This is a genomic window from Pseudomonas asplenii (assembly GCF_900105475.1).
Lineage (GTDB): Bacteria > Pseudomonadota > Gammaproteobacteria > Pseudomonadales > Pseudomonadaceae > Aquipseudomonas > Aquipseudomonas asplenii.
Genome location: NZ_LT629777.1, coordinates 3,219,048 through 3,245,519, shown reverse-complemented (window position 1 = coordinate 3,245,519; position 26,472 = coordinate 3,219,048). Strand labels below are relative to the sequence as shown.

Genomic DNA, 26,472 nt, shown 5'->3' with positions numbered 1-26,472 from the left:
GCCAAAACGACTCAGGCGTTGCCGCTCAGCTTCATTCGCGCCGCCTGGGTAAAGTCCAGCATGCGCTTGAGCGGACGTACCGCCTTGGGAATGATCGACGGATCGACGAAAATCTCGTTGCTGCCCTCGCGCAGGCATTGCAGGGTGCGCTCCAGGGTGTTCATCGCCATCCACGGGCAATGGGCGCAACTGCGGCAGGCCGCACCATTGCCGGCGGTCGGCGCCTCGATAAAGACCTTGTCCGGGCACAACTGCTGCATCTTGTAGAAGATGCCGCGATCAGTGGCGACGATAAAGGTCTTGTTCGGCAGGGTCTGCGCGGCCTTGATCAACTGACTGGTGGAACCGACCGCGTCGGCCAGGTCGATCACCGACTCGGGGGATTCGGGATGGACCAGAATCGCCGCATCGGGATACAGCGCCTTCATATCTTCCAACTGCCGGGACTTGAACTCCTCGTGAACGATGCAGGCACCGTCCCACAAGAGCATGTCGGCACCGGTCTGCTTCTGGATATAGCGCCCCAGGTGCTTGTCCGGCGCCCAGATGATCTTCTCGCCGTTGTCCATCAGGCTTTCGACGATTTCCAGCGCGCAACTGGAGGTCACCACCCAATCCGCACGAGCCTTGACCGCCGCCGAGGTGTTGGCGTACACCACCACGGTGCGTTCCGGGTGCTGGTCGCAAAAGGCGGAAAACTCGTCCACCGGGCAGCCCAGGTCCAGCGAGCAGGTCGCCTCCAGGGTCGGCATCAGGATGCGTTTTTCCGGCGTGAGGATTTTCGCCGTCTCGCCCATGAACCGAACGCCGGCCACCAGCACGGTCTTGGCCGGGTGGGCGGCACCGAAACGGGCCATTTCCAGGGAGTCGGATACGCAACCGCCGGTTTCTTCGGCCAGGGCCTGAATGATCGGGTCGCAGTAGAAGTGGGCAACCAGTACCGCGTCCCGGGCCTTGAGCCCGGCGGCGATTTCGGCACGCAGCGTTGCCTCCTGCTCGGCACTCAACGGTTTGGGTTGCTTGGCGTCGAGATGGGCTTGAACCAGAAGGCGTTCGGAAATTTGCGTCATGTTCGCAAGACCTGCAGGCGCGTGAGCGCGAAAGTCGAGTATACCCCGGCCCCTGACTCTTTCCGAGACAGGCTATTAGGTGAAGCGCACGGCGACCGGGAAGGTGAATCCATCAGGCATGGAGTGCTTTCAGCGCCGCAAGGCTACAGAATATCCAATCGATTCAAAAGATTATTCTGACCTTCGGACACAGAGGGGCAACTCGTTGGATAATCAGCCGATTGAACAGGATGTGGAAAGTAACCGATGACCGCTGATGACTATCTGGTAATGAGCCGCACGGAGTGGGCCGGCTTGCGCGCCAATACCCCGCTGACGCTGTCGGAAGAAGACCTTGCGGCACTGCGCGGGGTCAACGAAGACATTTCCCTCGAAGATGTTGCCAATGTCTACCTGCCGCTGTCGCGGCTGATCAGCCTGCATGTCGGGGCAGCACGCAACCTGGCCGGGATCAAGGACACCTTCCTCGGCCGGGCCAGCCCACGCGGCCCTTATATCCTGGCCATCGCCGGCAGCGTCGCGGTGGGCAAAAGCACCTTCGCCCGCGTACTGCAGGCGCTGATGGCACGCTGGCCGGACCATCCGAACGTGGCCCTGGTCACCACTGATGGGTTTCTCTACCCCAACAGCAAACTGGTCGCCGACGGCATCATGCACCGCAAGGGTTTCCCGGAAAGCTACGATCGCCGGCAGATGGTCAAATTCCTCGCCGACACCAAGGCCGCCGAAGGCGAAGTGCAGGCACCGGTCTATTCCCATGTCAGCTATGACATCGTCCCGGGCCAGTACCAGACGGTGGATCGCCCGGATATCCTGATCTTCGAAGGCCTGAACGTGCTACAGACCGATGGCACCGACGGACCGAAACCGAGCACCATCGTCTCCGACTTCTTCGACTTTTCGATCTACCTGGATGCCGACGAGCAGGATATCGAGCAATGGTACGTCGACCGTTTCCTGCTGCTGCAGAAGACCGCGTTCCGCGCGCGCGGCGCGTACTTTCGCAAGTTGGCCGACCTGTCGCCGGAAGAGGCCCCCGAAGCCGGGCGGCAGATTTGGCGTGATATCAACCGCGTCAACCTGCTGGAAAACATCCTGCCGACCCGCGAGCGCGCCGACCTGGTGGTACGCAAGTCCCGCGATCATTCGGTCAGCGAGATCTGGCTGCGCTGAAACTGCAGAGGGGAGCTGCGCCCGGGCGCGCGCACGTTGAATGCGCGTCACGACTACCGGACGGCCCCCACCCAGACAGTGGAACAACCCGTTCAACGGCGAGCGGGGCGCAGCCAGGCCGACCCCGCTCGACGACAGGCTCAGATCACGCTGAATGCGATTGGGGCGCCCAGGTGCCAGACGGGCGCAGCGCCTGGAAGCAGACAAGCCAACAATGCCGTACTGACGGGCGGCAGGGCTGAAATGACCATCGTCTTCCCGCTGGCGTGCCCGCTATTGATCAGGAAGTTAGCCGCGAAAGGCCCTGCTGGCAGCCCAAAAGACCCGGGGCTGGAAGGATCATAGGTCGCGGTTCCGGTCGATTTGTCGTCCCAGGTAATCGTCATGCTGGTCCCTGGATTCAGCGCGAAGCCGGTGCATGAGGCGTTGTTGAAACTGGCGGTTATCGCAAGCCTTGCAGGTTGGACTTTCGTTCCCCCCAGCGTGCAGGTAGGAGAGGACGCGATACTGGCCTGCGCCTCGATGGTCACGTTCTGCGGCGTCGCGGTGAACCCCGGTGTCAGCGCAGCGTCGAGAGTTCCCGTACACGACCCAATGACGCTGGCCGAAGCCGGCAAGGCACCCAGGAGGCCCAACAGCAAAAAGACCGGAACCACGATTTTTCTGGCAATGGAATGAAACATGATTATCGCTCCTTCGAATCGGGCAATCGATCGACATGATCGAAAGAATGGAAACAACTGCCTTTCCACTACCCCTAAGCTATCCACCTGCCGAAAACGCTGACTACTGTCATTTCTGACAGTCCTGACCAATGGTTACGGGGCCTTTTCCGACATGGCTGGGCACACCGGCAACCCGACCAACGGTCAGCGGAACTGTCATTTCTGACAGTAGGCGCCCGAGCGCATCGGATTCATGCTGTGCCAGAGGCATGGAGCCTGGAGAGCGCATCATGAACGCCCTGATGTCCCCGAATCCGGACAGGCTGGCCATCGACTGGCTGGTCAACGAAGGTCGCCTGAAATGCATCGATATCGACCGAGCCCAGCAATTGCAGGACGCCAGCGCACGGCACGACTCGACCGAACTGCTCGCGCGCCTGGGGCTGGTATCCGAGCAGGACCTGGCCCAGGCCTGGTCGACCCTGCTGGAAACGCCCCTGCTGACGCTGGCGGACGCGCCCGAACAGTTGGAGGCGCCACCGGAACTGGCGCCGCGCTTTCTCAAGGAACATGGCCTGGTCCCGCTGTCCTCCACGGGCAGCGAGCTGCATGTGTGGATCGCCAATCCGAACCAGCCCGATGCCCTGCAGGCACTGGAATATGCCTGCCAATGCCCGGTGCGCCTGTCCATTGGCCAGCGCAGCGATATCGAGCAACTGATCGAACGCTACTATGGCCGCGGCCGCAGCGCGATGAGCACGCTGATCGAGAACCTGGAAGAAGCACCCGACCACCAGAACACCGATATCGAACACCTCAAGGACCTCGCCTCGGAAGCCCCGGTGATCCGCCTGGTCAACCTGCTGCTGCAACGGGCCGTCGAACAACGGGCCTCGGACATTCATATCGAGCCGTTCGAGAACCAGCTCACCATCCGTTACCGCGTCGATGGCGTGCTACAACTGGCCGAGGCGCCCCCCGTCGGTTCATCGGCAGCGGTGATCTCGCGAATCAAGATCATGGCCCGGCTGGATATCGCCGAGCGCCGCCTGCCGCAGGACGGCCGCATCATGCTCCGTGTGCAGGGCAAGGAGCTGGACCTGCGGGTCTCCACCGTGCCCACCAGTTTCGGCGAGTCGGTGGTGATGCGCCTGCTCGACCGCCAGACCGTGACGTTCGATTTCCAGAGCCTGGGCTTCGACGGCGAGCACCTGGACGCCCTGCTGGCCGTGCTCGAACGCCCCCACGGCATCCTGCTGGTCACCGGCCCCACCGGTTCCGGCAAGACCACCACGCTGTACACCGCGCTGGCCCGGCTGAACACCGCCGAGCGCAAGATCATCACGGTCGAGGACCCGGTCGAATACCAGCTGGAGGGGATCAATCAGATCCAGGTCAAGCCGGGCATCGGCCTGGATTTCGCCAGCGTGCTGCGCTCCATCGTGCGCCAGGACCCGGACGTGATCATGATCGGCGAGATGCGCGATCTGGAAACCTGCCGCATTGCCATCCAGTCTTCACTGACCGGCCACCTGGTGCTTTCCACCCTGCACACCAACAGCGCCGCCGCGAGCATCACGCGCCTGTTGGACATGGGCGTCGAAAGCTACCTGATCGCCTCGACGGTGAACGGCATTCTCGCCCAGCGCCTGGTGCGTCGGCTGGACCCCGAATGGCGGGAGCACTTCGACGCTCCGCCGGAACTGGTCGCCGAGCACCAACTGGAGCGTTTCACCGACGAGCGCCCGATCCGCCTCTACCGTCCCCGCGCGGATGCCCCCGGCAGCGGTTATCGTGGGCGTAGCGCGCTCAGCGAATTGCTGGTGATGAACGACAACCTGCGTTCGCTGCTCATGCGCCATGCCGACGCCATGACGCTGGAGCAGGCGGCCCGCGCCGACGGGCTGCGTACCCTGTACGAGGATGGTTTGCGCCAGGCGCTGGCGGGTATCACCAGCCTGGAAGAAGTCCTGCGCGTCACCCAGGGCGAATAGCCATGGAACGCTATCGCTATCGCGCCCTTGACCCAAACGGCCAGCCCCTCGACGGGGCACTCGATGCAGCGGACGACGACGAGGCCGCCAGCCAGTTGCAGGAGCGAGGCCTGCTGGTCTTGCAACTCGAACCGGCGCTGGCCGGCAGCACCGTCAGCGCGTCGTGGTTCAATCGTGCCCCCCTCGCGGGGCAGGACCTGGAACGGTTCACCCTGCAACTGGCGACGTTGCTCGACGCCGGTCAACCGCTGGAGCGAGCGCTCACTACCCTGGTCCGCCAGCCGGGCAAACCCCAGGCGCGGCGCTTGCTCGAACGCCTCCATGAGCGAGTCAAGGGCGGCCAGCCGTTGTCGGCGGCCATGGCCGTCGAGGGCCCGTCCTTCTCACCGCTGTACCTCAGCCTGGTGCGCGCCGGAGAAGCCGGCGGTGCCCTGGGCGACACGCTGGGACAACTGGCCGCCTACCTGGAACGAACCCAGAAAGTCCGTGGCGAAGTGATCAACGCGCTGATCTATCCGGCCTTCCTACTGGTCGGCGTGCTGGGTTCGCTGGTCCTGCTGCTGGCCTATGTGGTGCCGCAGTTCGTGCCGATCTTCAGCAGCCTGGGCGTGCCCGTCCCGTTGGTCACCGAGGTGATCCTCGCCCTCGGCCAGTTCCTGGGCCAGTACATCCTGCATTTGCTCGGGGCCATGCTTCTGCTGTTCGCCTGGCTGGGCCACCGCCTGCGAACGGCCCGGGGTCGCCTGCAACACGATCGCCTGATGCTCCGGGCGCGGGTCATCGGCCCCTTGCTGCTGCGCCTGGAAACCGCGCGCCTGGCCCATACGCTGGGCACGCTGTTGAGCCAGGGCGTCGCCCTGGTCAGCGCGTTCGACATCGCCCGCCAGGTCTGCCGCAACCAGGTACTGCGCGATGCGGTCGAGCAAACCATCGTCAAGGTCAAGGACGGCAGCCCGTTGTCGACCGCCATGCAGGCCACCGGGACCTTCCCGGAACTGGCGATCCAGATGATTCAGGTCGGTGAGGAATCGGGGCAACTGGAGCGGATGCTGCTCAAGGTCGCGAGCATTTTCGACGCCGAGGCCAAACGCCATATCGATCGCCTGCTCGCTGCCCTGGTACCCGGCATGACCCTGCTGATGGCGGCGCTGGTGGGCGTGATCATGCTGGCCATCATGCTGCCGCTGATGAGCCTGACCAATAACCTCTGAAGGGAGTCCACCATGGCTCGCAAGCGTTCGCCGCACTACCGCCACCGAGGTTTCACCCTGCTGGAAATGCTCGCCGTGATCGTGCTGCTCGGGGTGATCGCTACCATCGTCGTGCGCCAGGTCGGTAGCAATGTCGACAAGGGCAAGTACGGCGCAGGCAAGGCACAACTGGCCAGCCTGTCGATGAAGATCGAAAGTTATGCCCTGGACATCGGCGCGCCGCCCAGGGAACTGGTCGACTTGACGAGCGCGCCCGCCAACCTCCGTAACTGGAACGGCCCCTATGCCAAACCCAGCGACCTGCTGGACCCCTACAGTCATACATTCGGCTATCGCGTCCCCGGTGCCCATGGTCCCTTCGACCTGGTCTTCTTCGGCAAGGACGGACAACCCGGCGGTGACGGCTACAACGCCGATCTGGGCAACTGGGAATAGCCATGAGCGGACTCGGTGGCGCCCGGGGGTTCACCCTGCTGGAAATGCTGGTGGTGCTGCTGATCATCGCGACCGGTCTCAGCCTGCTGGCCCATGGCGTAGCCGGCGGCCTGGAAAACGCCCGCGAACGCCAGGCCAGACGCGAACTGAGCCTGGCCCTGCGCAGTGCCCGCAGCCATGCCGTGCTGAGCGGGCAACCGGCCAGCCTGCACATCGACCTGCTGCGCGACAGTTATCGGCTCGACAACCAGGCCGAACAACGCCTGCCCGAGGGCATGCACCTGCGCCTGACCACCGCCGCCGAACTGTCATCGTCCCGGGAGGGCGCGATCGAGTTCTACCCGGATGGCGGCTCCAGTGGCGGCAACCTTTATCTGCAGCGCGGTGAGAACAGCTGGCGGGTGGATGTCGCCTGGCTGACCGGCAAGGTCAGTTGGCAGGACGGGGCACGACCATGACCGGTGCTCCCCCAAACGGCCCTACCCAAGGTGGTTTCACCCTGCTGGAAATGCTCGCGGCCGTGCTCCTGCTGAGCATCGGTTTTGCCGTCTACCTCAACGCCATGGGCACGACGAGCCGGGCCTTGCTGCACGATGAGCAGAGCACCCGTATGGCCCTGCTGGCCAGGAGTCTTTTCGACGACCAGCGCAGCGGCAAGCTCAAGCCGGGACAATGGCACGGGAGACTGGCGCAGGTGCAATGGCAACTCACGGCGACCGCCCAACCCGGGCCCCCGCCGACCGACCTCTATCGGCTGGAACTGGTTCTGGAACAGGGGAGCCGCCAGGAGCGCTTCGTCACCTGGCGGGCCCAGGGCCAGACAACGGAGACCCGACCATGACCGCACGCCAGCGTGGCTTCACCCTGCTGGAAGTCTTGATCACCCTGGGCCTGCTCGGGATGCTGATGGTGCTGATCGCCTCGGCGCTGACCGCCAGCAGTCGGACGCAGATGCTGGGTGAACGTTATTCCGAGCGTCTGGACGAGATCCGCTCGGCCCAGGACTTTCTCAGAAGCGCAGCACAGCAAGCCTACCCCGCCGTATTTCGCAGCGATGACACCCACAGCGGCCCAGTCTTCGAGGGCGAGCGCGAACAACTGCGCCTGGTCGCCCCACCGCAACTGGCAGGTGGCCTGCCCTTGCAGGTGTTCTCGTTGATCGAAAACCGCAGCGGGTCGAAGGACCTGCAAGTGGCGTTCTTCCAGTTCGACGAGCGTGGCCTGCGGCCCTGGGCAGAACCGCAGGTCCTGTTACACGACCTGGACCACTGGCAGTTGAGCTACCGCGGCCTGGACAATGATGCGCACCCCACCGGCTGGCTGCCACGCTGGCCGTGGCCGGAACGCCTGCCCCAGGCACTGTCTGTCGAATTGCAGCCCCATGGCCCGATCGCCTGGCCGCCACTGGTGATCGCCATCCGCATGAGCCTGGGCATCAATGACGCCCAGGCCCCGTTATGAACACCCCACCCATGGACGACGCACGCGGGGCTGCACTGGTCCTGGCGCTGTGGGCGCTGGCGCTGCTGAGCCTGATGATGGCCGTGGTGGTGGGCACCGTGCGCCTGGAAAACCGCCAGAGCGCCTATGCCTTGCAGCGCACCCGTGCCCTGCTCGCTGCCGAGTCCGGCCTGGCCTGGGTGGTGCGCGACTTGTCGAGCAACCCACCGGCCATGATCGCCGATGGTCGCCGCTATCAGTTGACGATTGAAGACGCCCAACTGAGCATTGAACTGCAAAGCGAACGCGGCAAGATCGACCTGAACCAGGTCAGTGCCAAGGACTTCGACCAGGTCGTGCGGTATCTGGGCGCCAGCCCCGAGCAGGGCCGGCGGTTGAGTGGCGAGCTGTTGGCACGGCGCAGCGCCGCCAACCCGCCAAGGGTCGTCGAGGAGCTGCAGTTGTTCGCTGCCATGGATCGTCGGCTCTACGCACGCCTGGCGCCTAACCTGACGCTCATGACCGGCCTGGCGCAGCCCGACACGAAGCTAGCCACCGCGCCGCTGCGAGCCGCGCTCAAACTGCCGGCCGCTGTGCTCGAAAGTCCCGCCGGACCGATCTATAGCGCCCAGATAACGTCGGCGTTGACCACAGCGGTGTCGGCCACCCTGAACGTGACTTTCCTGCTCAATCCCCAGGCAGGCGGCACGCAACTGTATCGCGTGCTGCGGTGGCAGGAATGAAGCCCCTGGAAAGCCGCTGGCTCGGTGCCCTGCGCCAGACCACGCGGCAACTCTCGCAGCACTGGCACACCTCGCGCCTGCCGCTGTTCCTGCGCTGGTGGCAACGCGAACTGCTCGGCTGCCTGCCCCGGCACTGGCGCGAACGCCTGGCGTCAGCGAACCGCGAACACCTGCTGCATTGGCCCGAAAACGGCTTGCCCGGACCACGCACGGCCGACGAGCCGATGGCGGGCCAGCGCCAGGTGCTGCTGCTGCCCTGCACCCAGGTACTGCTCGCCCACGTGCAATTGCCCCATGCCGCGGCCATGCAGGTTCATGCCGCCCTGGCCTTCGAAATGGACAAGTACACGCCGTTCAAGGCCGCCCAGGTCTATTTCGATACCATCCGCGCTGGGCCCGCGGAGCGCAGCCGAGCCGTGTTCGATCTGACCCTGGTGGTGGCCCTGCGCGAGCGGATCGACAGGATCCTCGACGAAGCCGTACAAAACGGCTGGCGCATCGATGCCATTGATGCGCTGGATCGCAACGGCTCGCGCTTGAACGTCAACCTGCTTGCGCTGCACCGCCGTGCGCAGGGGCGTCACCCGCTCCGCCGACTGCAATTCGGGCTGGCCTTGCTCGGCGCCGGGCTGCTACTGATCGCCATGTTGCTGTGGGTGCAGGGTCGCCAGTCGACGCTGGATGCCATGAGCGCCGAGGTCGACGCGCTGCGCAACGATACCCGGCAGCTTGAAGTATTGCGCCAGCAACTCGGTGAACTACTCGACACCGGGCGCTACGTGCAGGCCCAAAAGGCCCAGTCGCTGCCCAGGACGGCCCTGCTGCAGGAACTGACCGATTGCATACCCGCCGATACCTGGCTGGAACAGTTGGCCATCGATGCCCAGGGCACCCTGACCCTCAGCGCACAAAGCAGCCAGGCCAGTGAGCTGATCGCCAGGATGAAACACTGCACGCACCTGCTGGACCTGCAATTCCAGGGTGCGATCCAGCCCGACGCGAGCACCGGCCAGGACCGCCTCACTCTCACCGCCCGACTGCGACTGCGGGAGGCACCCCATGCCGCTGCGACTGACACACCGTGACCAACGGGCGGCGGCCCTGCTATTGGCCGCGCTCTGCCTGGCCGCCGTCTATTTCATCGGTATCCATTGGTGGTTCACCGCCCCCCTGCAATCGATCGAGGCGAACATGGCAATCCTGCGCGCCCAGCACCAGCGCTACCGGGCGCTTGAAGCCCAGCGCCCGCAACTGCAGGCGCAACTGGCCGAGGCCCGGAACACACCGGCGGGCAATGACAGTCTGCTGCCGGACACCGACACCGGCACCGCGACCGCGCAGCTCATGCAATGGGTGGTGGCCAAGGTGCAGGCCCTGCCGCCGGATAACGGTGGTTGCACGATGAGCAACCGTATCCCGATTGTCGCCGCTGACACCGCGCCCTATCGCCAGGTCAAGGTCAGCGTCAGCCTGGACTGTAGCATCGCGCCGCTGGTGACTCTGCTCCACGGCCTGGAAAACCAGCCGGTGACGCTCTTCATCGAGACCCTCGACATCCGCAGGAATATGCTCCCGGCGAGCGGAGCCACCCAGCGCCTGGCGGTACAGCTGCAAATCAGCGCCTACCTGAACAACCCGCCAGCTAAACCCCTCCCCGCCCGGAAAGGGGTACCGCCCGCATGAAAACCCCGGACCGACTCACGCTCTGCCTGGGCGCTTTCGTGGTGTCGACGGCAACCCTGTGCATGGCCTTGCTCAACGGACTTGGCCCGGGTATCGAATGGGGCGCCGAGCCGGCGGCGCTGCCGCTCGTAGCCCCACCGGCCACCGTGAAGCTCGAAGCGGCACCGGAGTTGTCGTCCCATGCCGGAATCTGGCAGCGACCGCTGTTCAATCGCGACCGCAAACCCGACCCGGCGGACACGGCAACCACGGGCGACCACGAGGCGCAATCACTCGCCGGCCTGTCGTTGAACGGCATCGCCCTCTCCAACGCCCTGCGCAAGGCGCTGTTCAAAACCGCCGACGGCAAGAGCCTGAGCTTCGCGGAAGGCGACGTGCTGCCCAATGGCTGGCGGGTCGACAGGATCACCGCCACCCAAGTCTCGCTGAGCTTCCAGTCCCGCGAGCAGGAATTGAGCCTCCCCGTTTTGAAATTACCGACCACCGCCGCGCATTAGACGCCCTACAAGGATGAATCAATGTGATCGAACGAATCGCCCGTCCCTGCCTGATCGCGGTCATCCTGCTCTCGGGCTGCGCCTCGCCCGTGACCGATGAAGTTCAAGATGACCTGCTGCTGCGCCAGGGTCTGGCGGGCACGGGAACGGATCGACCGCGCCAGGAGACGCTACCCGCGACAATCGCCCCAACGCCCACCACGACGGCGTCGGTTTCGGGGCCGTCGATCATCAGGGGCAGCCGCAATGCGCCAACCCATGACAGCGCCACAGCCAAACCGCATCCGTCAACCGCAGGCGATGCCGGGACGATGCTCAACTTCGCCAACGTCCCGATCCAGGCGGTGGTCAACGTCATCCTCGGTGATGTGCTCAAGGAGAACTACGGTATCGGCCAGGGTGTGACGGGGGACGTGACCTTCTCGACCTCGAAACCGGTGGACAAGGCCCAGGCCTTTTCCATTCTCGAAACACTGCTGTCCTGGACCAACAACGCGATCGTCCGCCAGGGCGAGCGTTATCTGGTACTGCCGGCCAACCAGGCGATCGCCGGCCAACTCATCCCCAGGCAATCCATTGCCCCTCCGGGCAGTGGCCTGAGCGCGCGGTTTTTCGTGCTGGACTACATCTCCGCGCTCGACATGCAGAAACTGCTCAAGCCGTTTGCCCGCGAGAGTGCCTTCCTGGTCGTCGATACCACGCGCAATGTGCTGGTGATGGCCGGCACCCCGGACGAACTGAACAACTACCAGCAGACCATCGACACCTTCGACGTCAACTGGCTCAAGGGCATGTCCATCGGCGTCTTCAATCTCAAGCGGGCCAATGTCACGCAACTGATGCCTGAACTCGATCGGCTGTTCGGTGCCCAGAGCAATACCCCGCTGGCGGGCATGCTGCGCCTGCTGCCCATCGAGCGAACCAATGCGATTGTCGCCATCTCGTCACAAGCGGAATACCTCAACGATGTGCGCCGCTGGATCGACACCATCGACCAGGGCGGCGGCGATGAGCCGCAGATGTATGTCTATGACGTGCGCAACATGAAGGCAACCGACCTGGCCCGTTACCTGCGCCAGATCTATAGCGACGAGCCGATCACCGAGGATACGGCGGCGCAAGTCGCTCCAGGGTTGCGCACCGTGACGCTGACCAGTAATGGTTTCGGCAGTGGGCCGAGCGCAACTGCCGGGTTGCCCGGCAACACCGGTAGCGGCCAGAGTCTGCCGCCGCCGCTGAGAAACGACGCCGAGACCCACGTGTCGCCGGAGCGGGCAGCGGACGAGTTGCAACTGGGGCCCCCCACACCCACCAGTACATCGGGGACGAGGCCCGATGCCAGCAACCCGACGAACTCGGTACGCATCTCCGCGCAAAAAAGCAGCAACCAACTGCTGGTGCGCAGCCGGCCTAGCCAATGGGCCGAGATCCAGTCGGCCATTCAACGGCTCGACAACCCACCGCTACAGGTACAGATCGAAACGCGAATTCTCGAAGTCAACCTGACCGGCTCGCTGAATCTCGGGGTGCAATGGTACCTGGGACGCCTGGCCGGCAACGCCACCACCAAGGGCATCGAGAACGCCTCCGGCAGCCAGGGCGCGCTGGGCCAGGGCGGCGCGGCCCTGGGCAGCACCGACGCGCTGTTCTACTCATTCGTCAGCAATAACCTGCAAGTGGCGCTGCATGCCCTGGAGACCCAGGGCAACACCCGTGTGCTCTCAGCCCCGTCGCTGGTGGTGATGAACAACCAGCAGGCGCAGATCCAGGTCGGCGACAACATCCCGATCAACCAGACCACCATCAACACCAATACCACCACCATCAGTACCAGCTCGGTGCAGTACATCCAGACCGGCGTGATCCTCGACGTGGTGCCCCGGATCAACCCGGGCGGCCTGGTCTACCTGGATATCCAGCAACAGGTCAGCGACGCCAGCAGTACCGTGGATGCCAACGGCAACCCGACCATCTCCACCCGGGCGGTCTCGACCCAGGTAGCGGTACAAAGCGGGCAGACCGTCCTGCTCGGCGGCCTGATCAAGCAGAACGAAAATGGCAGCGACAACAGCGTGCCCTACCTGGGGCGGGTTCCCGGCCTGCGCTGGTTGTTCGGCAATACCCATCGCCAGCGCGGTCGCTCGGAACTGATCGTACTGATCACGCCACGGGTGATCACCAGCAACAGTGAGGCCAGGCAGGTCACTGACGAGTATCGCCAGCAGATGCAATTGATGAAGCCCATTCAGGCCAGGATCAGGTAGGTTCGCTACCGCCTCAAACACTGGACAGCGTGGTCGAGCTCAACCTGGCCGACGAGAGCCCGAACCAGCGCGCCCTCGCATCCAGGTGAGCGCGGTATACAGCGCTCCAGCCAACAAGCCGCATGCCACAAACACGACGGGGCCGACCCAGAATAGCGGCGGTAGGGGCGCGACACCTTTCGGCATCAATGTCGGGCCGCTGACGAAGAGCGGTGCCACGCACCCCAGCCAGATCAGCAAGCCAGTGCCCGCCCCGCCAATGACATACCGCCAGGGCGTGACCAGAAAACGCTCGACCAGCCACAGCACCGGCCAACCGACCAACAGGCCGAGCAATGCCCCGATCAAGAAGAACAGGACAAAAGCCGGCAGAGTTTCCGTCCCACTGAAGAAGAATACACAGGCCGCACCGCCCAGGATCAATCCCCCCGTCAGAGGGAGCGCCATGATCGCCCGCCATCCGCCCCCGAACGCACGACCGTGCGGCAGGGATTTCATTTACTCCCCGCAGGTTGAGGAGTGCTGCTCCAGTTGAACAATGGCGCATTCTTGAGGTATTTGATGACTGGGCTGTTGCTCATGAATTCCTGCCCTTCAATGAATTGAGTATTGCTGACCCAGGCTATACCTGCCATCCAACTGTTAGAGTTGAACAACGGATTACTACATATTTCCCAGATATAAAAAAATGTGACCAAAAAAAATCCGTCACCTTTTTGCGCTCTCAAGCAACCAACTAAAGCCCCATAACAAACCTTCTAATCAACTCCCTGTCCGAGTCATTTCTAGCTGCCCCATCTAAAATTGGAATCAAATAATAAAGCAACAACTCAACTCTTGATGCCTCTGCCGGAATAGCTTCCGCAATACAACCAAGCAATAGTTTTACAGACATAATGGCCGCAAAGGACTCATACCCCCTTGGCCCAGAAAAAGGTAATTTTCTAAAGTAATATTTTGCTAATCGTTTCTGATCAGAACGTTTCCACGTACGATGGGGAATAAGTAGCAATGCTTCTCCCCAATCAGCAGACTCTATCGGGTACTTAGTTATTAGCCAATCAGCAGCTTGATCAGAACTCATGTTGACAAGCTGCGCGCATAGCGCTCTCTGTCGCTCATCCATATCAAACCTACTTCGGACTAAATAAATTTTCTGGCAGACCGGAGTTACTACTCAACGATGCTGGCGGCTTGTAATGCCCGGAACTATTAGTCCATTGACTTATTGTCCCTCGACTTGGACCATCATTATTTCCAAAGCGTATAGAACCTGCATATTTTACCTCTCCTCCACCGCTAAGTCCAAGGTGAGTCGAAAAAGCCTCATTAACATTGGGCCTACTGACTCGAACTGTTCCATCAGGCATTGTTACAAAATCATATGATCCTGATGGCGTTATCTTACTGCCACTTGGAGTTTGCAACCAGTAACGACCAGATGAGTCTTGAACAAGAGTCCTTATTGGTCGTTGCGCAATAGCAGGGTCACTTGGAAAAACATTAGTTAACGTACCGCGCTCAGTAAGATTCGGAACAGCCCCAGGTCCTTTTGCACCAAAGGATTAAGCCATTAGGTTAAAAGAAACCTGACCCCCTTCAAAAAACCGCCTAAAAATATCAACCACAATTTCAAAATCCGTACAAACTCCTGAGGCATCTACAGCATCCCCAAGGATACAAACTGTCTGCCCTGAATTTTCGCCTCCTATGTAAGACCGAACAATGTAATCCTCGCCATTGTCCTCCCCTAAAGTCATCGCATACTTTCCATCATCTGCAATAACTTGCAAACTCAACAGCTCAAACCCATTAAAATTCACAGCCTCTAATGTAACAGAGCCAGACGTCCCGCATACTTCTCTTAGACGAAGTTCAATATCACTCCAAAGAGGTTCTTTAGCTCTACCCCCCTGACATTCAGATCCAAACCCGACAATCCATGATAGAGAAAATTTCATTACTAATTCCTCTCTCTCAGAGCCCGCATTCCAGGCTGCCAATATAGAGTTTTACCAGTTGCAACCTCTTTGACCTCAAGAGAAGTAAGTCCAGATTTCTCCGCCATTGCCGCAATATCTCCTCGACAGTACCCACACACTGCTTTACCAGAGACGGTAAGCTCCATGCTTGCCCCCATAGTTTTACCAGCAGTATATGCCTGCTGAATCACACCTATTTCTGCGTGAGCGTCGGCCATGTTTCCATTTGGCAGGACTTTCCCAGATGCGTCAGCCTTAGCGGTTACCCGATCAGATATCAAGGTTGGTTGACTCGCATTAGCTTCTGAAGCTGGACGTGCAGTCTGATTAAAATCGGTGAATGTTTTTCCGCCAATCTTTCCCTCTGCGGTTACAACTGGAGATACACCTTTTGCACCAAGCTGGCTGACCCTTATTTTTTATAACTTCGCCACATATCATTTAAAACAATTAACACCCTAGAATAAATCAGCAACTGAACCTCAAAAACCACAGCGCCCTTCGATAGATGAATTTCCAAAGGAATTGAAATATTCACATTCTGGCTCGCCGAAGCCTGCGAAAACACCGCCGCAGATAGATGACTAGCAATTTTTAATATATCAGAATAAAGAACACCAACATTTTTTTCCTCAAATTTTATAGCTACGCCTTTTTCAAAAAACTTTAAAGTACAGCCATCTAAATAAATTTCATATACCCCCTGACCCAGCTCAGGGTCACTACTGAGAGGTATATAGCCTCCATAACCAGACACATTGAGGCTTTTCAGATGCTTGCTCACTGAATTTGGATGGCTCACTACTTTAGTCCCTTCAAAAAATCTCTAAGTCCTTCTTTGGTAGCCGGAAAACTAAAAGAGAATTTCTCACCCACTTTCCCGGCCCCTAATGCTGCGCCTTCCTCTGACGCGTAATAACCTTTAAGGGTGACTGTCTTGGCTCCTTGAGACTGAGTGTATTCTAGGAGTTTTTTAAGCGGCCCCACTAACTCGGAAGCCCCGTCCGGACCATAGCCTATAAAACCTTTCGATGTACCTATAGCAAAGTCGTCAAATATAACCTCACCGGCATTCATCGTCACTTTCGGGGAGTATATGGTTCCGACCCCGTTAGCAGCATCAAATGAAACCTTTCCAAGATCGGTCTCCACAGGCAAGGTTGCTTTTGCACCACTTTCAGAACCCGCAACAGGTCGCCCATCAATCGAGCATGGAGCATTAGTACCAGTATTATGAACCCACGTTTTCAGCTTCCCGACATAGAACGTATGCCCGATGTCGACCGTCAGATTATACGTTTCCCCCACTGGAAGAAACAGCTCCAGAGACTCTACCCGCGTCGAAGCCTTCTCACCCTCACCATCACTGAGCGACTGGAGCAAGTCACCCGGTTTCAGGTCTATGGCCGGAATGAAATCTCGCCGCTCTGGTACATAGAACGGGTGAGACGGAGTTACCAGCAGCGTTTCAGTTTCTGCTGCCCCATTCGCACCGACATTCTCCAACTTAAGCCGGTATATTGGCTGATCGTTTCGGTAATGAGTGGCCAAAATAGCCGCAGCAAACGGCTTCCCGCCCTTGTCAGGCTTACTCCAGACGACATCGCCAACCTTGAGCGTCTCAATCGCCCGATCGCCTGACGGAGTCGAAACCATGGTGCCCGCGGCGAAACAGCACGGCCTGCCAGTAGGCTCAGGAGACGATTTTCCATCCGCTATCAGCTTGCGTTCGTTTGCTCCCTTCAGAATATCGTCCAGCTTTTTACCAATCGCCTCACTAACCTTCTCAGTGATTTTCACACTGCCCTTGGCTACACCGGAGGCGCTTGTGACGGCGGAAACCGTACGAAGCAGCAACATCGTCTTCTGCGCGGTGGAGACATCGACCCCGTAAATGGCATTGAGCTTGGCCGTCAGGTCATCGTTAAGGGCTGTAGCTGCTCCCTCCCCGATGGACTGACCACTTTCCTTGAACCCATCAACTACGCCGCCAGGAAGGTCCTTAAGCCCTTCCCACAACCCCTCCAAGGCAGCGCCGGGGTGATCCACCACGAATCGCCCCAGATCCACGGCCCCATTCTTCAAATCCAGCCCGGAATCCTTCATCTCCTTGAGCAAACCTTCGCTCAAGGGACGACTGATACCGCTTTGTACGAACTGCCGATAGAACTTGGGATCAGCTGTGTCGGCGAACATCTCAGGCCTGAACAACTGCTGGCCTTTGGCGGTAAACAGCGCTTGCTGTTCACCCAGATCGTTGGTGAAGGTTTTTCCACTACTTGCCAGGAAACTCGCCGCGGTATCGTCGTTACCGTCACTCAGAAGTGCACGCCACAGATAATCAACATTCTTCAGAGCCTGCTGGGCCAGGCGTTCGGTTGCCTGCTGCTCACTGATCCCCTGACTGGCAGCAAACTCCTTCGCATGCTCACGAATCCATTTGTCTTCGTCTGCATGTAGCTGTCGGTTGTATTGACTTGCATAACTCGCAACCCAGCTACCCTTCTCCATCTTGCTAGCATCGGTATCGCTCTGCGCAGCCGCCGCCAGGACACCCACGATCTGCGAAGACATGGTCAACAGGCCCTTGTCGCCATGGACCAAAGCACTCAGGTGATCGATCAGAAGTTCATTGACCCCAGCCGCCAAGGCACCGGTCTTGAAATCACCTCCGGTGGCTTCAGCCAGCAGGCCGCCGACCATCGCGTGGATGATGACTTTTTGCGGTGAACCCTCCGCGTATTTTCCAAGGGTGTAGTCCCCAACAGCGCTGAAGCTGACCGCTGCCAACGTGTTGAACAATGCTCCTTTCAGCGCATCACTCACGTTTGCATCATTGCCCAAGGCCTTACCTAGTAGCGCAGAAGTACTGCTTTGAAGCGCTTGGTTCGCCGCAAACCTGCCAACGTTAGCCCAAGAATTCAGAGGCATGTTGGCGGTTGCCCCCGTCCAACTTTGGTAATACCCCGAGGCTAGACCCGCGGTAATTCCGGAGATGGCATAACCCTTCATTGCATCGGGCGAGGATAGGTCCTTGAATACTGCCCCCAGATTCCCACCATTGTTGATGAAGCTCGTAGTGGCATTGGTCGCCGCATTTGAAGCGATAGCCGCCACCCCAAAAGCAATTGCAGGACTGGAGCCAGCCATGGCGGTCATAGCCATAGGCCCGACCACCGCCGCCATGACAATCGCGATAATCAATTGCGAAGCCGGCCCAAGCCCCGAATTGCTGTACTTGTAGGAGCTATGAATCTCCTTGACCAAGTGCCAGTCAACATCACCACGACTCTCGGCATCCTTGAGCCAAGCCAACTGCGGATCAGCCTTGACCATCGCATCAATAGCCTGACTCACCGACTCCTGATTGACCTGCTTGATATCAACCTTCAGACCTTCAACGGCCTTGATGGTGATGTTCCCGGCAGCCGTCATTTGGGTCTGGCGCAGGGTTTCATCGGTATTTCCGCGGCCCTTGGATGAATTCCAGAAAGCGTTGTTATTGGTTTTCTCGTGACTCTCCTGGACAAGGTCCTTTACACCTTCGAAAGTGATGCCACCGCCACTATCGATAGTCAGATCCTTTCCACTGTCCAGCTTGGCGACCTGATAGCGCTGATCACCACCGCTTTTGAGCGTCAGATCACCTCCAGTGCTGATTTCACTTCCTACATTCGTCACGCGGGTTATTTCATCGTGACGAGTCTGTAGCCTGCCAAAGCTGCCCTTCTTTTTCTTGTCATACAGCGAGTAGTCACTGTCCTGCGCCGCCAGCACATTCAGCTCACCGGCAGCGACCAGCTTGGCTTCATCACCGGCATTGATCCGGCTGGACACCAAGGTCATGTCCTTGCCAGCATTCAAGTTCACATCGCCACCCGCCGTCAGGCTGCTCATCACCTGCTTGACGTGGTCTTCCTGGATCTTGAGTTTCTTCGACTTGTAGTCGGCATGGCTTTCGTCGGCCGCGGAGCTGACCATCAGGTTCTCGACGGCGTCCATGCTGATGTCGCGCTTGGCATCGATGCGGCTACCAACCACGGCCAGGTCGCGACCGGCTTGAACCTTCAGGTCACGGCCAACCTCCACATCGGAACCGTACTGGCTGACGCTGTTGCTCTTGATACGCCCCTGCATCGTGCTGTTGTGCTGCTCGGCAGAGGCGATGCTCACATCACGCCCAGCCTTGATGTTGGTATCGCCGCCACTCTTGAGCACACCGCCGACGTTTTTGACGTCTTGTGCAGCACTGAGTGTCAGGTCATTTGCCGCCTCGATACGCGCCGCGCTATCCACCACATCGGTGCGATACAGATACCCGTCGATGGTGTTGGTATAGGTACTGACCGTTCGCTCGTTGGTGATATCGCCGGAGACAGAGGTCAGGCTGACGTCACGCCCGGCGATAATGCCGCCGGCCTTGTTGACGACGTTATTGATCGCCAATGCATCCAGGCGATTGCCAGCTTCAGCCAAACCAGCGTTCACCAGGCTGTTGCCGGCAGACATGGACAAGTTGTTGCTGGCACGCAGGGTCCCGCTGTTTTCCAGGTTCGCCCCGGCGATCAGGTTGACGTCTGCGCCCTGGATCAGCGCGCCGTTCGGGGACAGGCGATTGTTGGCCTGGGCCAGGTAGAGCACCGGCACCAGGACCTCTTCGCCGTTGACTACCTGCTTTTCCATCCAGACGATGTCATGGGTCAACGCCGCAACCTGCTCGGAGGTCAGGCTCACGCCGACGCTGAGGTTCAGTTGCTGCTTGCTGCTGATGGCGTTGTCCATCAGGTACTTGAACAGGCCCTCGTCGGAAGTCTGGCCATCGATGAAACGCTGGCCGGTACGGGCGACCACCGCCTGCTGGATCAGCCGCTGCTCATAGAAACCGTCGCCCAGGCGCTTGGTGCTTTCCTGGTCGCTGTAGCCGACTTTCGACAGCAGGTAGTCCGAGTTCACGAACTGCTTGAGATCGGCGAACGCCGGGTTGGTTTCGATCAGGTATTTCTGGGGGCGGGACTGGCCGGCAGTGCTGGGCAGGCCCTGAACACGAACCAGGGCACCCGGTCCGGCGTTGCCGGTCTGGGTATTGTCGGAAAGCTCGACGCTGGTCAGTTGCGAAGTGGGTTGTGTCTGTTGCCGTTGTACGGTGTTCAGGCTGGCACCGCCGAGGCTCCAGCTTTGCGGGCCCTTGTCAGCGGGAGTGCTGCTCGAAGCCTCGCTGAGGCGGAACAGACCGTTCTGCCCTGTCGGCAGGCTGAAACCGGGAAGCGTCAGCGGGTTGACCTGCTGCTGAGCAAGATCCGGGGGGAGCTGTCGATTGATATTGACCAGGGTCGCGGTGCTGTTGCCCACCTGGGTCGAGCCGACATGGGAGGCGACGCCGTCGATGACCACGCCTTCACGGACAACGCTGTTGGTGAGGCTTTTGGTTCCTGTGATGTTTACAGCCCCACCGGCCTGGACTACGGCGTTGGCGTAAGTGGATGGGCTGGTGTAGGTCAAAACATTGCTAAAGGGGGTCGCGGCCTGTATTACTCCCGGCGCTGCCGTGCTTACCCCCGCGCGATAACTAGGCCGAGCAAAATCGACCCATATTTGGTTTCGCGAGACCCACACTGTGCCGAAGTAGATACCATTTTCGAAATTCTTGCCGCCGGAGCGAGGTGAAACCTGGATCAGAGATTCACTTCCCGAAGAGTTCCAAAAATGCATTCTGGGTCGGGAAAAAGTCGGATCACTCCCACCTACAAATCCTAAAGAGCCGGGATCGTACGAGGGATCGTTAATCGCGTTGTAAGCCATGGCCTGAGACCAGAAATCAAAGCCATATCCACCAACGCTAGGAACGGAGTAAGCACGACGTATGCTGTAGTCGCCGACAGATGCCCCTTGGTTTATGAAGTTCTGCAGGTTAAACGTCAGATCATTGCCAGCGCTGAGCGTCGATGCCTGATTGACAAGGTCGCCACCATTGACCGTGAAATTGTGACCTGCGGTCATGGAAGACGACGCTGAGTCTTTGGTGATTTGCGACTTGTAGTTTTCTACCCAGACCACATAGCTATCGACGTTGGTCGCCCTACCAACGTTGCTATCAGCACAGTAGTAGCACTGCACCCCGATATACCCAGAAGTCTGCCCACCGGTAACCTCAAATACATCCTTCCGGTTCTCGATATGAGTAGCCGACAGGCTCAGATCCCCACCACTTTCAATCGTCGACGAAATATTGTTGATCGATGAACTCAGGCCATTGCTGTCGTCCTTGGCAATAGCGAGCTTGCCGAAGCTGTAGAGATCGGCGTAGCGGTTGGTAAACGTATCGGTACGCAGCGCCATATCGCCGCCACTGAAGATCAGCCCCTTGTCATTCAGAAGGCTCGATGTAGTCAGGCGTAGGTTGCCGGTACTCCCCAAAGTACCGTAGTTGTTGATGGCCCCGGCGGTCACGGTCATGCCGGCAGCAGAGGTGATGCGACCAGAGTTGCCAAGCTGGCCGGCAATATTGAGGGTGGTCTCGGCACCACCTGCGATACTCGCGCTGTTGCCCAGACTTACCTGCGCCGCAGTCAACCCAAGGGTCCCCAGACTGGTGTAACGTCCGTTACCCCCATAGCTGCCGCTCAGGTTCAGGCTGGCGCTGCCATCGCTGGCAATCAGGCCATCGTTGCTCCAGTTGCCACCCGTCCCGAGCAGGCTGTTGGAGGCCAACAACTGGGCGCCCGCAAGTTGGTTGAGCGTGCCGATATTCAGTGTCAGCTTGCCGGCCTGGATGACGCTGCTGTTGGTCCATTCATCCGCGGTAAGCGTCAGGTTTCCTCGGGTCACCAGGCTGCCACCCGCTCCCAGTACGTTGGCGGTGGAGATACCCAGCGTGCCGTTACCCAGGTGCAACAGGCTGCCGTCCTGGTTCTGGAAGCCGCTGGCGTTCAGGACCAGGTCGTTGCTGGCGGTTTCCAGGCGGCCATTGCGGTTGTCGAACAGCCCGCCGAGCTGGAACTCGGTCTTGCCCCCGGTTCCCAGCACGCGCAGTTGACCGCCCTGGTTATCGACGCTGGCAGCCGTGACCGAGAGGTCGCGGTCACTTTCCATCACGCCCTTGCGGTTGCTCAGGGTGCCATTGAGCTTGAGGTCGATCTGGCCGGCAGCAACCTGGCCACCGTTGTCGCCACTGCTGTCGAAGTCATTGCTGCTCACCTTGAGCAGGCCATTGGCCTGGATAATGCCGTCACGGTTATTGATGTTCCCGGCCGCGCCGGCATCGATGACGACATCGCCGGTCTGGGCCACAATCCGACCACCGTAGTTGTCGATTCCTCCCTGGGCATTGAGTGTCAAACGCTGGGCCTGGATCAGCCCCCCCTGACGGTTGAGGTCATAACCGTTCTTCAGCACACCGACGACATGGCTCTCGAAGTTGCCCTTGATACTGGAGAGCACGCCTCCCTGGTTATCCAGGTTGCCGGCCTTGATCAGCAGGTCGCCCGTCTGGGCAATGACCTTGCCGCCCTGACTGTCGATATCGCCGCCCACATCGAGGGTGACCGCACCTTGTCCTTGCAGCGAGCCCCTGGCGTTACCAAGGCTGGCGGCCGTCAGTTGCACATCGCCGTTGGCACTGGCGATCAAACCGGCATTGCCGTTCTGCACATCGCCGGTCGAGGTGATGGTGAGCTTGTCCGTGGCGGCGAGCGTGCCACGGTTGCTGTTATCCAGGCTGCCGGTCAGGATGCTCAACAATCCCTGGCTGGAGAGCGCGCCGCCCTGGTTGTTTATTTGGGTACTGCGCTGAATCAGCAGCGGGCCGCCAGCGGACAGTTTGCCGTTGCTGTTGGTCAACGCCCCCAGCAGGTCCAGGGTCACCGCCGTGCTGCCACTGAACGTGCCGTTGCTGTTGTCCAGCGTGGTGCCGGTGTACGTCAGCGCCTGCTGGGCGTTGATCGTGCCGCCGTTGTTCAGTGCCATCGCCTGCAGCGTCAGGGCAGCACCACTGTCGATGGAGCCGCCCGTTGCGTTGTTCAACACGCCACTGACGGTCAGGGTCTGTCCCTGTGCGCTGGAAATGATGCCCTTGTCGCTGTTGTCCAGGCTCGCCGCGTTGACGGTCAGCACCTTCTGGCTGACCAGCGCACCCGCATTGCCATTGAGCAGTGCCCCTGCGAGGGTCAACGCCAGGTTACCGCTACGGCTGGAGACCGTACCGCTGTTGCGGTTGTCCAGGCTGCCGCCATTGACGGTCACACCTTCCCAACCGGACAGCAGACCACCGTTCTGGTTGATCAGGTTGTCCGCTGTCAGGCTCAGCAGGTTGCTGCTGATCAGCTTGCCAGCGTTGCTGTTATCGAGGGTCCGGCCCTGCAGGGTGAGACTCTGGGTGCTGGTCAGTTCACCGCCCTGGTTGTTCAGGTCGCGCAGGTGGTCGATGGTCAGGTTGCCGGCGGTGGTGATATGACCGCCGGCGTTGTTCAGGTCGCCAGTGGCGGCGCCAAAGTCGATGGCGATCGCGCTGCCCAGCAGGCTGCCGCCCTGGTTGTTCACGCCCTTGAGGTTCTTGAGCACCAGCAACGGCGCATTGATCAGGCCGCCCTGGTTATTGAGCTGCCCCTGATTGAGGTCCAGGCTGATCGAGGTGTCGCTGTTGAGCTGACCTCCTTGCTGGTCCAGACCGGTGACACTGGCGGTCAGGGCCTTGGCAGCACCGATACGACCGCCGTCCTGATTCGTCAGCTGGGTTGCGGTAAGGTCCAGTTGATCGGCGCTGCTGACAAACCCGCCGTGGCTGTTGTCAAAATCGCCGGTATTGACCGACACCGCGCCCAGGCCACTGATCGTGCCCTTCTGGCGGTTATCCAGGCTGGCGCTATGCAGTTCGATACCGCCATCGGTGACCAGCCGGCCGCCCTGATTGACCAACGCCCCGACGCTGGTCAGCTGCAACAGTCCGGCGCTGGAGAAACTGCCACCGCTGTTATCCAGGCTGCCAGAATGGGCTGTCAGGGTCCCTTCGCTGCTGATCAGGCCCGCCAACTGGTTGGTCAGGGCACCCTCAAGGGTGATGACCAACCCGGATTGAGCGCTCAACTGGCCGCCGCTGTTGTCCAGCGTGCTGCCAGTCAGCGTCATGCCGCCCTGGCTGACCAGTTGCCCCAGGCTCTGGTTGATCACCTGCACCACCTTGAGACCCAGCGCGGTGTCGGAGAGCACCTTGCCGCCTTCGCTGTTGTTCAGCTTCTGGCCGCTCAGGTTGACCGCCTGTACGCTGGAGATCTCGCCCGCCCGGTTATCGATGCTGTCGACATTGAGGACCAGCAGTTTTTTCGCCGAGACCAGGCCGGCATTGCTGTTGTCCAGGCTACCGCCATTGAGGGTCAGGTTGCCCTCGGTCAGCAAGGCGCCGTCCTGCTGGTTGAAGGTGGTCACGGTGGCCGTCAGGTCATCCTTGCTGGAGATGCGCCCCTGGGCGTTGTCCACGGTGCCTGCGGTGAGGGTAAACGGGCCATTGGTGATCAGCGAACCCGTCGAGTTGTCCAGGTGGGAGGCGCTCAGTTCCAGCTTCTGCTGGGCGGTGATGCGTCCCTTGCCGGTGTTGTCCAGCGACTGCCCCTTGAAGAGCAGGACCTGGTTCGAGCCAATGCGACCGCCCTGGTTGTTCACCGCTCCGCTGGCGGTGATGTCGAGGGTGTTCTCGGCCATGACCAGGCCAGTGAGGTTGTCCATCGTGCCAAGGATCAGCGTGCTGTTGGTCTTGCTGGAGACTTCACCGGCATTGTTGTTCAGGTGGCCGAGGGTGGCGGTCAGCTGACCGACGCTGTTGATCAGGCCGCCCTGCCCGTTCAGTACCGTGTCGGCGCTCAGGTTCAGGCTGTCGGCGCTCAGCACACGGCCCTGGTTCCGGTTATCGAGGGTGCCGGCCGTGACAACAGTCTGCCGCTGAGCGCTCAGGGTTCCGCCCTGGTTATTCAGGGTCTGGGTGGTGGTGACCTTCAGGTCGCGGCTGGCGATGACGCTCTTGCCGGTGTTGCTGAAGCTCTGCGCCGTAACCTCGACGTCGGCTTCGTTATTGCGGCTGTTATCGGCGTTGACCCCGGCTTCGATGATGCCGTTGTTGGTCAACTGCCCGCCGCTGCTCAGGGTGATGCGATCCTTGGCGACCAGGTTGTTCTGGCTGGTCAGGTCACCCTGGGTGGTCACATCCAGGGTAGTACCGGCGTAAACCGGCCCCTTGGCTTCCAGGCTCTGGGCCTTGACGGTGACTGCGCCGGTCGCCGCCGTGTCGACCATGCTCAGGTGGCCGTTGGCGTCGAGCTGGATATCGCCACCGCTGGCAACCATCTTGCCGTCGAGTTTTACCCCGACACCCGCTTCGGTACCCACCAGCTTGATCGCACCGGCGTACATGCCGCCCAGGGCCGAGGAGTCGATCGCCAGTTGCGGCGCAGTGGCCGGATCAGCCGACCGCGCGGTGGCCTTGAGGGTCTTGGCATCGACATCGTTGGCACCGGCGATGATCGCCAGGTTTTTCGCCTGGATCTCGGCATTGAGCTTGGCCGAACGGGTGATGATTTCGAAGCGGTCGATGTTGTTGGCATTCAGTCCCGCGCCTTCGATGGACACACTGCCGCCATCAACCTGGTAACCCGAGACCTGCCCATTGGTGAGCACCGCCTTGCCGGTGGTCAGCGTCGCCTGTGGCGTGTTGATAAAGCCGCAACCGTTACAACTGATGCCATACGGGTTGGCGACAATGACGTGGGCCGACTGCCCCGCCACTTCGGTGTAGCCGCGCAACTGACTGGGGCTACCACCGTTGACCTCGTTGAGGATGGTGGAAGCGGCACGGCCGTTGAGGTTGCTGTTGCCGATGATGTAGCCACCCAACTGGGTGTTCTGCAGGTTCTGCGTCGAGTTGTTGAGAATGACGCCGTTGGTCCCGACGTTGTAGTCATGGAACTGGTTGTGCGACAGGCCACTGGCGTTGGGTGCGGCGATATTGACGACAGGAACCCCGTTCGCCGCCTGTCCCAGAGAGGTCCCCGGTGCACTGACGACAATGCCGTCCGCCTGAGCCCACAACGGTTGCCAAAACATGGCATTCGCCAGGATGAACGCCAGCCCGCGCTTGGGCATACCCAGGAAGGATTCACGCTTTTTCAGGGCCGCAGAAGGCTGCCCCGCCAGGAAGGCGAACTGACGAACGTCCATGTAGTGTCTCGATGCACGGAGGCGATTAGGAGTTCACAGCGCAGGGCTCCCCTTGCAGAGAAGCGAACACCTGCGTGATCCCTCGTAATAGAGAGTGATATCAATATAGTGGCGCC

General features: G+C 60.4%; 20 protein-coding genes. 12 read left to right on the top strand and 8 right to left on the bottom strand.

What is annotated here, in order from left to right:
• Positions 1–11: 11 nt before the first annotated feature.
• On the bottom strand, positions 12–1,070 hold the full coding sequence (nadA, locus tag BLU37_RS14880; protein WP_090206023.1) for a quinolinate synthase NadA: 1,059 nt from the start codon (positions 1,068–1,070) through the stop codon (positions 12–14).
• Between the two features lie 246 nt (positions 1,071–1,316).
• Here nadA and coaA point away from each other — a divergent pair, with 246 nt between their 5' ends.
• Entirely contained in the window at positions 1,317–2,243 is a 927-nt protein-coding gene (gene coaA, locus BLU37_RS14875; protein WP_010450198.1) for a type I pantothenate kinase, read from the top strand.
• Positions 2,244–2,383: 140 nt separating this feature from the next.
• On the opposite strand, the gene BLU37_RS14870 is transcribed toward coaA, so the two are convergent.
• Complete coding sequence (locus tag BLU37_RS14870) at positions 2,384–2,926, bottom strand: hypothetical protein (protein WP_090206019.1); 543 nt, start codon at positions 2,924–2,926, stop codon at positions 2,384–2,386.
• A gap of 272 nt (positions 2,927–3,198) precedes the next feature.
• Here BLU37_RS14870 and gspE point away from each other — a divergent pair, with 272 nt between their 5' ends.
• From gspE to gspD, 11 genes are read left to right on the top strand one after another with little or no spacing between them, the layout of a single operon-like run.
• Positions 3,199–4,902, top strand: coding sequence for a type II secretion system ATPase GspE (gene gspE / locus BLU37_RS14865; RefSeq protein WP_090206017.1), 1,704 nt, complete (start codon positions 3,199–3,201; stop codon positions 4,900–4,902).
• Positions 4,903–4,904: 2 nt separating this feature from the next.
• On the top strand, positions 4,905–6,113 hold the full coding sequence (gene gspF, locus BLU37_RS14860) for a type II secretion system inner membrane protein GspF (protein ID WP_090206014.1): 1,209 nt from the start codon (positions 4,905–4,907) through the stop codon (positions 6,111–6,113).
• A 12-nt stretch (positions 6,114–6,125) separates the two neighbouring features.
• The gene (gspG, locus tag BLU37_RS14855; RefSeq protein WP_090206011.1) at positions 6,126–6,548 is read left to right on the top strand and encodes a type II secretion system major pseudopilin GspG; all 423 of its coding nucleotides are present in this window, start codon (positions 6,126–6,128) and stop codon (positions 6,546–6,548) included.
• A gap of 2 nt (positions 6,549–6,550) precedes the next feature.
• Entirely contained in the window at positions 6,551–7,006 is a 456-nt protein-coding gene (locus BLU37_RS14850; protein ID WP_090206008.1) for a GspH/FimT family pseudopilin, read from the top strand.
• Complete coding sequence (locus tag BLU37_RS14845; protein ID WP_090206006.1) at positions 7,003–7,389, top strand: type IV pilus modification PilV family protein; 387 nt, start codon at positions 7,003–7,005, stop codon at positions 7,387–7,389. Before BLU37_RS14850 ends, BLU37_RS14845 begins: the two co-directional genes overlap by 4 nt.
• Positions 7,386–8,009, top strand: a complete 624-nt coding sequence (locus BLU37_RS14840; protein ID WP_090206003.1) for a prepilin-type N-terminal cleavage/methylation domain-containing protein — start codon at positions 7,386–7,388, stop codon at positions 8,007–8,009. The genes BLU37_RS14845 and BLU37_RS14840 overlap by 4 nt, the downstream gene beginning before the upstream one ends.
• Positions 8,006–8,731 carry a general secretion pathway protein GspK gene (locus BLU37_RS14835; protein WP_090206001.1) on the top strand — a complete coding sequence of 242 codons (726 nt, stop codon included), beginning with the start codon at positions 8,006–8,008 and terminating at the stop codon, positions 8,729–8,731. The genes BLU37_RS14840 and BLU37_RS14835 overlap by 4 nt, the downstream gene beginning before the upstream one ends.
• On the top strand, positions 8,728–9,816 hold the full coding sequence (locus BLU37_RS14830; protein WP_090205998.1) for a PilN domain-containing protein: 1,089 nt from the start codon (positions 8,728–8,730) through the stop codon (positions 9,814–9,816). Before BLU37_RS14835 ends, BLU37_RS14830 begins: the two co-directional genes overlap by 4 nt.
• Positions 9,791–10,414 (top strand): type II secretion system protein GspM, encoded by a 624-nt coding sequence (gene gspM, locus BLU37_RS14825; protein WP_090205996.1) that lies wholly within the window; start codon positions 9,791–9,793, stop codon positions 10,412–10,414. The genes BLU37_RS14830 and gspM overlap by 26 nt, the downstream gene beginning before the upstream one ends.
• Complete coding sequence (locus BLU37_RS14820) at positions 10,411–10,911, top strand: general secretion pathway protein GspN (protein ID WP_090205994.1); 501 nt, start codon at positions 10,411–10,413, stop codon at positions 10,909–10,911. The genes gspM and BLU37_RS14820 overlap by 4 nt, the downstream gene beginning before the upstream one ends.
• A 23-nt stretch (positions 10,912–10,934) precedes the next feature.
• Positions 10,935–13,175 (top strand): type II secretion system secretin GspD, encoded by a 2,241-nt coding sequence (gene gspD, locus BLU37_RS14815; protein WP_090205991.1) that lies wholly within the window; start codon positions 10,935–10,937, stop codon positions 13,173–13,175.
• A 39-nt stretch (positions 13,176–13,214) separates the two neighbouring features.
• Here the strand turns inward: gspD and BLU37_RS14810 are convergent, their stop codons facing one another.
• The 6 genes from BLU37_RS14810 to BLU37_RS14790 form a co-directional block, all read right to left on the bottom strand.
• Complete coding sequence (locus BLU37_RS14810) at positions 13,215–13,673, bottom strand: hypothetical protein (protein ID WP_090205988.1); 459 nt, start codon at positions 13,671–13,673, stop codon at positions 13,215–13,217.
• A 238-nt stretch (positions 13,674–13,911) separates the two neighbouring features.
• Positions 13,912–14,259: a hypothetical protein gene (locus tag BLU37_RS14805; RefSeq protein WP_232000502.1), complete on the bottom strand. Its 348-nt coding sequence runs from the start codon at positions 14,257–14,259 to the stop codon at positions 13,912–13,914.
• A gap of 481 nt (positions 14,260–14,740) precedes the next feature.
• Positions 14,741–15,136 (bottom strand): DUF6911 family protein, encoded by a 396-nt coding sequence (locus BLU37_RS29025; RefSeq protein WP_069665395.1) that lies wholly within the window; start codon positions 15,134–15,136, stop codon positions 14,741–14,743.
• Between the two features lie 2 nt (positions 15,137–15,138).
• Positions 15,139–15,573, bottom strand: a complete 435-nt coding sequence (locus BLU37_RS30125; protein ID WP_090205982.1) for a cytidine deaminase-like fold-containing protein — start codon at positions 15,571–15,573, stop codon at positions 15,139–15,141.
• Positions 15,570–15,959: a hypothetical protein gene (locus BLU37_RS29020; RefSeq protein ID WP_157696377.1), complete on the bottom strand. Its 390-nt coding sequence runs from the start codon at positions 15,957–15,959 to the stop codon at positions 15,570–15,572. Before BLU37_RS29020 ends, BLU37_RS30125 begins: the two co-directional genes overlap by 4 nt.
• Positions 15,959–26,356, bottom strand: a complete 10,398-nt coding sequence (locus BLU37_RS14790; protein ID WP_090205979.1) for a two-partner secretion domain-containing protein — start codon at positions 26,354–26,356, stop codon at positions 15,959–15,961. The genes BLU37_RS29020 and BLU37_RS14790 overlap by 1 nt, the downstream gene beginning before the upstream one ends.
• Positions 26,357–26,472 lie beyond the last annotated feature (116 nt).